This is a genomic window from Candidatus Rhabdochlamydia sp. W815 (assembly GCF_018642185.1).
Classification (GTDB): Bacteria; Chlamydiota; Chlamydiia; order Chlamydiales; family Rhabdochlamydiaceae; genus Rhabdochlamydia; species Rhabdochlamydia oedothoracis.
This window is the reverse complement of the sequence record NZ_JAAVTY010000086.1, coordinates 1-6,302: the sequence shown is the minus strand read 5'-3', so window position 1 is coordinate 6,302 and position 6,302 is coordinate 1. Positions and strand designations below refer to the sequence as shown.

The 6,302-nt window shown below is 36.6% G+C and carries 4 protein-coding genes; 3 read left to right on the top strand and 1 reads right to left on the bottom strand.

The genetic code is table 11. From position 1 onward, the window contains the following. Window positions 1-112: 112 nt before the first annotated feature. Window positions 113-1,075, bottom strand: a complete 963-nt coding sequence (gene hemB / locus RHOW815_RS06095) for a porphobilinogen synthase (protein WP_215217442.1) — start codon at window positions 1,073-1,075, stop codon at window positions 113-115. Between the two features lie 189 nt (window positions 1,076-1,264). Between hemB and RHOW815_RS06090 the strand changes: the two genes are divergently transcribed. From RHOW815_RS06090 to uvrB, 3 genes are read left to right on the top strand one after another with little or no spacing between them, the layout of a single operon-like run. After that, window positions 1,265-2,908: an FAD-dependent thymidylate synthase gene (locus RHOW815_RS06090; protein WP_215217441.1), complete on the top strand. Its 1,644-nt coding sequence runs from the start codon at window positions 1,265-1,267 to the stop codon at window positions 2,906-2,908. Next, window positions 2,905-4,104: an amino acid permease gene (locus RHOW815_RS06085; RefSeq protein WP_215217440.1), complete on the top strand. Its 1,200-nt coding sequence runs from the start codon at window positions 2,905-2,907 to the stop codon at window positions 4,102-4,104. The genes RHOW815_RS06090 and RHOW815_RS06085 overlap by 4 nt, the downstream gene beginning before the upstream one ends. Window positions 4,105-4,116: 12 nt before the next feature. After that, the gene (uvrB, locus tag RHOW815_RS06080; RefSeq protein WP_215217439.1) at window positions 4,117-6,105 is read left to right on the top strand and encodes an excinuclease ABC subunit UvrB; all 1,989 of its coding nucleotides are present in this window, start codon (window positions 4,117-4,119) and stop codon (window positions 6,103-6,105) included. The last annotated feature ends 197 nt before the right edge of the window (window positions 6,106-6,302 follow it).

The following is a 6,302-nucleotide window of genomic DNA, read 5'->3' as shown; positions in this document are numbered from 1 at the left end:
TGCAACGATTTTTGACCTATAGTAGGCAGCGTTATCGCATATAACCACGATTCTTTGTGCAAAAGGATACTTTTCTTCCAATTTTTTAAACAAAAAAGATTTTAAACAGGCTCTAAGGGAATAATAGAGGAACCGCATAGCTGAAAATAAAATCAGCTCCTGCTCGTTTAATACTGAGCATGGCTTCTTGAAAGACCTCTTTTGCTTGTAAAATCCCTTTTTCTTCAGCAGCCATGATCATAGCATATTCTCCGCTGACGTGATAGGCACAAATAGGCAGAGAAAGCGCTGCTTTCATTTTAGTAATGATATCTAAATAGTAAAGCGCGGGTTTTACCATAAGAATATCAGCTCCTTGTTCTTCGTCTAATAGAGCTTGGCGGATTGCTTCTCGAGCATTTGCTGGATTCATTTGATAGCTTTTTTTGTCTCCGTGTTGCAAATGAGAACCTACTGCACCGCGAAAGGGAGAATAGAGACAAGAAGCGTACTTGGCTGTATAAGCTAAAATTCCAATTTGATGAAAAAAGTGTTTGTCTAACACGGTTCGGATTGCTCTGATACGACCATCCATCATATCGCTAGGAGCTACTAAATCAGCGCCGAATTGGGCGTGTAAAAGAGCCATTTGGGAAAGAATGGAAACCGTCTTATCGTTAAGGATTTCTTTCTGTTCATTGATAATACCATCGTGTCCATGAGAGGTGAAAGGATCCAATGCGATATCGGTAATTACACATAAAGAAGGGATTTCTTTTTTTAATTTCTGTAGAGCTTGGGGTATTAATCCTTTTTCTTGGAGCGCATAAGTAGCATTTGGGTCTTTATATTCATGGGGAATAGTAGGAAATAAAGCGATTGCTAAAATTCCTTTACCATGCCAGGTTTCTGCTTCTTTAGTGAGTTTTTCTAGGGGCCAAGCAAATATACCTGGCATATTGAAAATGCTCTTTTTTTCCTTTTCTGTTGTAACAAAAACAGGTAAGACAAAGTCACTGGGAAGCAATACCGTTTCTGCTAGAAGAGAGCGGATGGCTACGGTTTTTCGATTGCGGTGAGGTCTTTTAATCAACATGAGGCCACCTTTTAAGAAAACGCATATTGATCAAAGCACACCAAAGGCTATTTATGCAAATGTTGAGCTTTAAATTCTTAATTTGTAAGGGATGGTTTTTTTCTTGATTGTGCCCAAAGAATGTGTCACTCTATTAATGTTTAAGGCAAATCATTAAATGAAAGAAACAAGGATTAAAAGGAAGATTTCATGACCGAAGGTTACGAAGAATTCACAGATAGTCAAATTAAAATCCTTCAAAGATATGTAACTCATACTACAAGTAATATTTTTTGTTTACGAAATTTACCAGAAGTAATTAAAGGAGCTTTATTTTCTCGCTATTCTAGATCTAGTTTAGGGCTGAGATCTTTATTGCTTAAAGATTTTATCCTTAATGAGGAAACTGCCTTTGTAGCGATTACAGGGACTCAAGTGGATTTAGATCAGAAACAAGTAGAAGATCAGATCATAGGAATCAAAAAAGCGCAAAACTTTTACGATCGGATTTTAGATGGCTATGGTGATGATTCTATTGGAGAATTAGGTGGGGGACATCTTGCTATTGAAAATATTTCTATGATTTCAGCTAAGATTATAGAAGATGCTCGAATTGGTGGATCTCCTTTAGAAAAATCTACTCGTTATATTTATTTTGATCAAAAAATAGACGGAAAATATTTGTTTTATCGAGAGCCTATTCTACTAGCATCAGCATTTCGTGAAACGTATTTGCAAACTTGTAACTCGTTATTTGAAACCTATTCTTCTTTAATACCTCCTTTAATGGGGCAAATGGAAAAAAAATTCCCTAAGGAGCACGATGTTTCCAAAGTGGCCTATGCAGCTGCTTTGCGTGCTAAGGTTCTTGATTGTTTGAGAGGACTTTTGCCTGTAAGCACACTGACAAATATGGGGATATATGGAAATGGGAGATTTTTTGAATATTTAATCCAGAAATTAAATAGCCATAATTTGGCTGAAGTACAAGATATCGGTAGAAAAAGCTTTCAGGAGCTGAATAAAATCCTTCCCTCCTTTGTTCGAAGGGCTGACCTTAATCATAAATATCAGCTTAGCTTTACACAGTTTCGTGAGCAGATGGGCAATACATTAAAACTGCTAGCTTCTAGGCACTCTGTTGGTTTAGATAAAATGGAGCATGCAGGGGTGAGATTGATTGGTTATGAAGAAGAATCTCCTATAAAAGTAGCAGCGGCTTTATTATTTGAGCATTGTCATGCAGGATTATTTGAGTTACAAGAGCACTGTAAAAATCTTTCTACAGAGGAATTAAATCACATTTTAGATTCAGCCTCTAATTTCCGTGAGAATAGAAGACATAAATCTCCTAGAGCTTTGGAACATGCAACATTTACTTTTGAAATAGTAGCTGATTTTGGTGTATATCGCGATCTTCAACGCCATCGAATGCTCACTCAAGAAAGACAAATTATTACCTGTGATTTTGGTTATTTTATTCCCCATGAAATTTTAGATACAGAGATGGAAAAACCCTATAGAGAAGCGATGGAAAGAGCTAAAAAAGTTTATGATAAAATTGCAGAAGAATTTTCTGAAGAAGCGCAGTATGTAGCTCCTATGGCTTTTAATATGCATTGGTATTTTCATGTAAATCTGCGCTTGCTTCAATGGCTTTGCGAACTGCGTTCTGCTCCAGCAGGTCATCCTACCTATCGATTTATTGCGCAAGAGATGGCAAAACAAGTATGTCATGTCTTGCCTATTTTTGAGCGTTTTTTCAAATTTGTGGATTATGAAGGATATGAACTAGGTCGTTTAGATCAAGAGATTCGAATTATTGAGAAGAAGACGGCTAAAGGCTCTGGATGAAACAAGGCAGTGTTCTGGGAGGGGCTTTGCTCGTTGCGGGAAGCTGTATTGGAGCTGGTATGTTAGCCTTGCCTATAGTGACGGGAATGGCTGGTTTTTTCTACTCCACTATTTTGTTTTTCCTCGCTTGGAGTTTTATGACTTCTACAGCTTTATTACTTGTAGAAACAAATAGTTGGTTTCATGAGCGAATGAATTTTTTATCCCTTTTGGATCGAATCATCGGAAAATCTTTTAAGGCAATCGGTTGGGTTACTTATCTTTTTCTCTTTTATGCATTACTAGTTGCCTATATTTCTGGTACTGGCACATTATTTGCTTCTTTTTTTTATTCCTTTTTTAATCTGCAGATTCCCGATTGGACAGGATCTGTAGCATTAATTGTATTGTTTGGATGGGTTGTCTATTTAGGAACAAGAAGTGTTGATTTGTGCAACCGTTTTCTTATGTCAATTAAAATTATTTTTTTTGGGCTTCTTGTATTATTTAGCATAAACTATGTCAACCCTCAGTTACTTTTGCATGTAGATTTTATGTATGCGCCGAAGTCTTTTCCTTTACTCATTATTGCATTTGGATTTCAAAATATGGTTCCCTCTCTTACCAATTATATGAAAGGAGACTTAAAGCGTGTTCGTCTTTCTATTGTTATGGGCAGCTTAATAGCATTTGCAGTCTACTTAATTTGGGAATTTATTGTGTTAGGCATTCTTCCTTTAGATCAAATTATGGAGTCTTTACAAACAGGAAGAGACTCTTCACAGGGGCTTTCTTTATTTTTGAATCTTACTCAAGTTAAAATATGGGCTGGAGGGCTAGCCTTTTTTGCTATTCTAACTTCTTTTTTTTCTCAGGCATTGAGCTTAGTGCATTTTTTATCTGATGGGTTTAAGGTTAGGTGTAAAAAGCACGAGTCTTTAAGCCTTTGCCTGCTTGCTTTCTCTCCTCCTTTACTTTTTGCTCTTTGCTATCCGCAGTTTTTTTTTAGAGCTTTGAGTTTTGCAGGGGGGATTTGTGCAGTGATCCTTTATGGGATTTTACCAGTGATTATGGTATGGGTTGGTCGCTATCATAAGGCAATGAAAGGGGCTTATCAATTTCCTTTTGGTAAACTTTCTTTGGTTTTAGTATTTATTGTTGCTGTTTCTGTTCTTCTTTTACAGATAGTGAATATGCTAGGATCAAACAGCGTTTAATTTGGATTTTTTATGATGTTTTCCCTAGACAGTGCATTCATTCCTTGCGGGGATCAACCACAAGCTATTGATCAGTTAGTAAAAAGAGTGCAGGAAGGAAAAAAAGCCCAAGTCCTTTTAGGAGTAACAGGATCGGGAAAAACATTTACTATGGCTAATGTAATCCAGAGATTAAACAGGCCTTCTTTAGTGATTGCACACAATAAAACTTTGGCTGCTCAACTATATCAAGAGTTCAAAGGATTTTTTCCAAATAATGCAGTTGAGTACTTTGTTTCTTATTATGATTACTATCAACCAGAAGCATATATTGCCCGAACCGATACCTATATTGAAAAGGATTTGGCGATTAATGATCAAATCGATCGGATGCGCTTGAGTGCTACACGATCTTTGATCGAAAGAGAAGATGTCATTATCATTGCTTCTGTCTCTTGTATTTATGGCTTGGGATTGCCTGAATATTATAGACAGATGCTATTAACAATTACAGTGACAGAGAAGCGTCGTCGTGATGATATATTATTGCATTTGGTCGAAATGCATTATAAGCGCAATGATTATGATCTTGTGCGCGCTAGTTTTCGCGCTCGGGGAGATGTATTAGAAATTGTTCCAGCCTATGAAGAGAGCCTAGCTTATCGTATAGAATTTTTTGGAGATGAAATTGAACGTATTTGTGAGATTGATCCTTTAACAGGCAAAGTTTGCACCGTTTTAGAAAAAATTACTATTTATCCAGGCTCTCACCATGTAACTCCTGAAGGCGTGCGTTTTAAAGCAATAGATGCCATTAAAAAGGAATTAGAACAAACAACTGCTTTTTTAACGGCAGAAGATAAAATGTTGGAAAAGCAAAGGTTGTGGCAGAGAACAACGTATGACTTAGAGATGATACGAGAAATAGGCTTTTGTAAAGGAATTGAAAACTATTCTCGTCATTTTAGTGGTAGAATGCCTGGTGATCCTCCTCCTTGTTTATTAGATTATTTTCCAGAAGACTTCCTGGTCTTTATCGATGAGTCTCATCAAACCCTTCCACAATTACACGCGATGTACAATGGAGATAGAGCACGTAAAAAATCTTTGGTGGAATATGGATTTCGCCTGCCTTCTGCATTTGATAATCGTCCTTTAAAATTTGAAGAGGTTCACCAAAGGATCAATCAAGTGATTTATGTTTCTGCAACTCCTTCTGAATGGGAAGTAAAGGAAGCAGAAGGGGAAATTATACAGCAGATCATTCGCCCTACGGGACTATTGGATCCTATTATTGAAATTAAGCCAGCTACTGGTCAAGTCGATGATTGCTTAGAGCTTATTCGTCAAGAAACAGAAAAAAACAGAAGGGTTTTAGTAACTACTTTAACTAAAAAGCTAGCAGAGGATCTATCTAAATATTTAACAGAAATTGGAATTAAGGCAAAATATCTGCATTCAGATATAGATACTTTAGAGCGTGTGCAGATCATCAATGACTTGCGTAAAGGGACTTTTGATGTTCTAGTTGGTATTAATTTGCTACGAGAAGGTCTAGATATTCCAGAAGTATCTCTTGTTTGCATTCTCGATGCTGATAAAGAAGGTTTCTTACGTAGCCAGACGGCTTTGATTCAAACCTGCGGAAGAGCAGCGCGCAACATAGATGGTCGAGTTGTGATGTATGCAGATAAGATCACAAAATCGATTCAAGGTGCGCTTGATACTACAAAGGCAAGACGAAGCACACAGCAAGAATATAATGAAAAACACGGCATTATTCCTCAAACGATTCAAAAGAGAAAAATAGAAGACCTTGCTCAAACATTTGCAAATGTCGTGGACACTTTAGAAGAGAAAAAAATCACTCACATGACAACTAAAGAAATTGAGCAAAAAATTAAAGAATATGAGAAGAAAATGAAAATAGCAGCTAAAGAAATGCGATTTGAAGAAGCAGCAGCTTTTCGCGATCAACTCCAATCTTATAAAGATTTGCGTTTGCTAGAAGAAGAGGTATAAAAATGTAATAGACAAGACTTAAATTGACACTTAGTGGTAAATAGCAAAGAAAAACAGCTTTTGCAACTAAGGCATCATGCCTTAGTTGCAAAAGCAGAACCAAAGTGGTAATTTATGAATATAGCAATAGAGAGAAAAGTGATAAAAAATAAACTAGGTCTTTTAAAATTAGCAAAAACGCTAGGAAATGTATCTCA

Excerpts from the sequence above, each read along its gene's own strand:
- hemB (WP_215217442.1), bottom strand. The coding sequence starts at position 1,075 with ATGTTGATTAAAAGACCTCACCGCAATCGAAAAACCGTAGCCATCCGC.
- RHOW815_RS06090 (WP_215217441.1), top strand. The coding sequence starts at position 1,265 with ATGACCGAAGGTTACGAAGAATTCACAGATAGTCAAATTAAAATCCTT.
- RHOW815_RS06085 (WP_215217440.1), top strand. The coding sequence starts at position 2,905 with ATGAAACAAGGCAGTGTTCTGGGAGGGGCTTTGCTCGTTGCGGGAAGC.
- uvrB (WP_215217439.1), top strand. The coding sequence starts at position 4,117 with ATGATGTTTTCCCTAGACAGTGCATTCATTCCTTGCGGGGATCAACCA.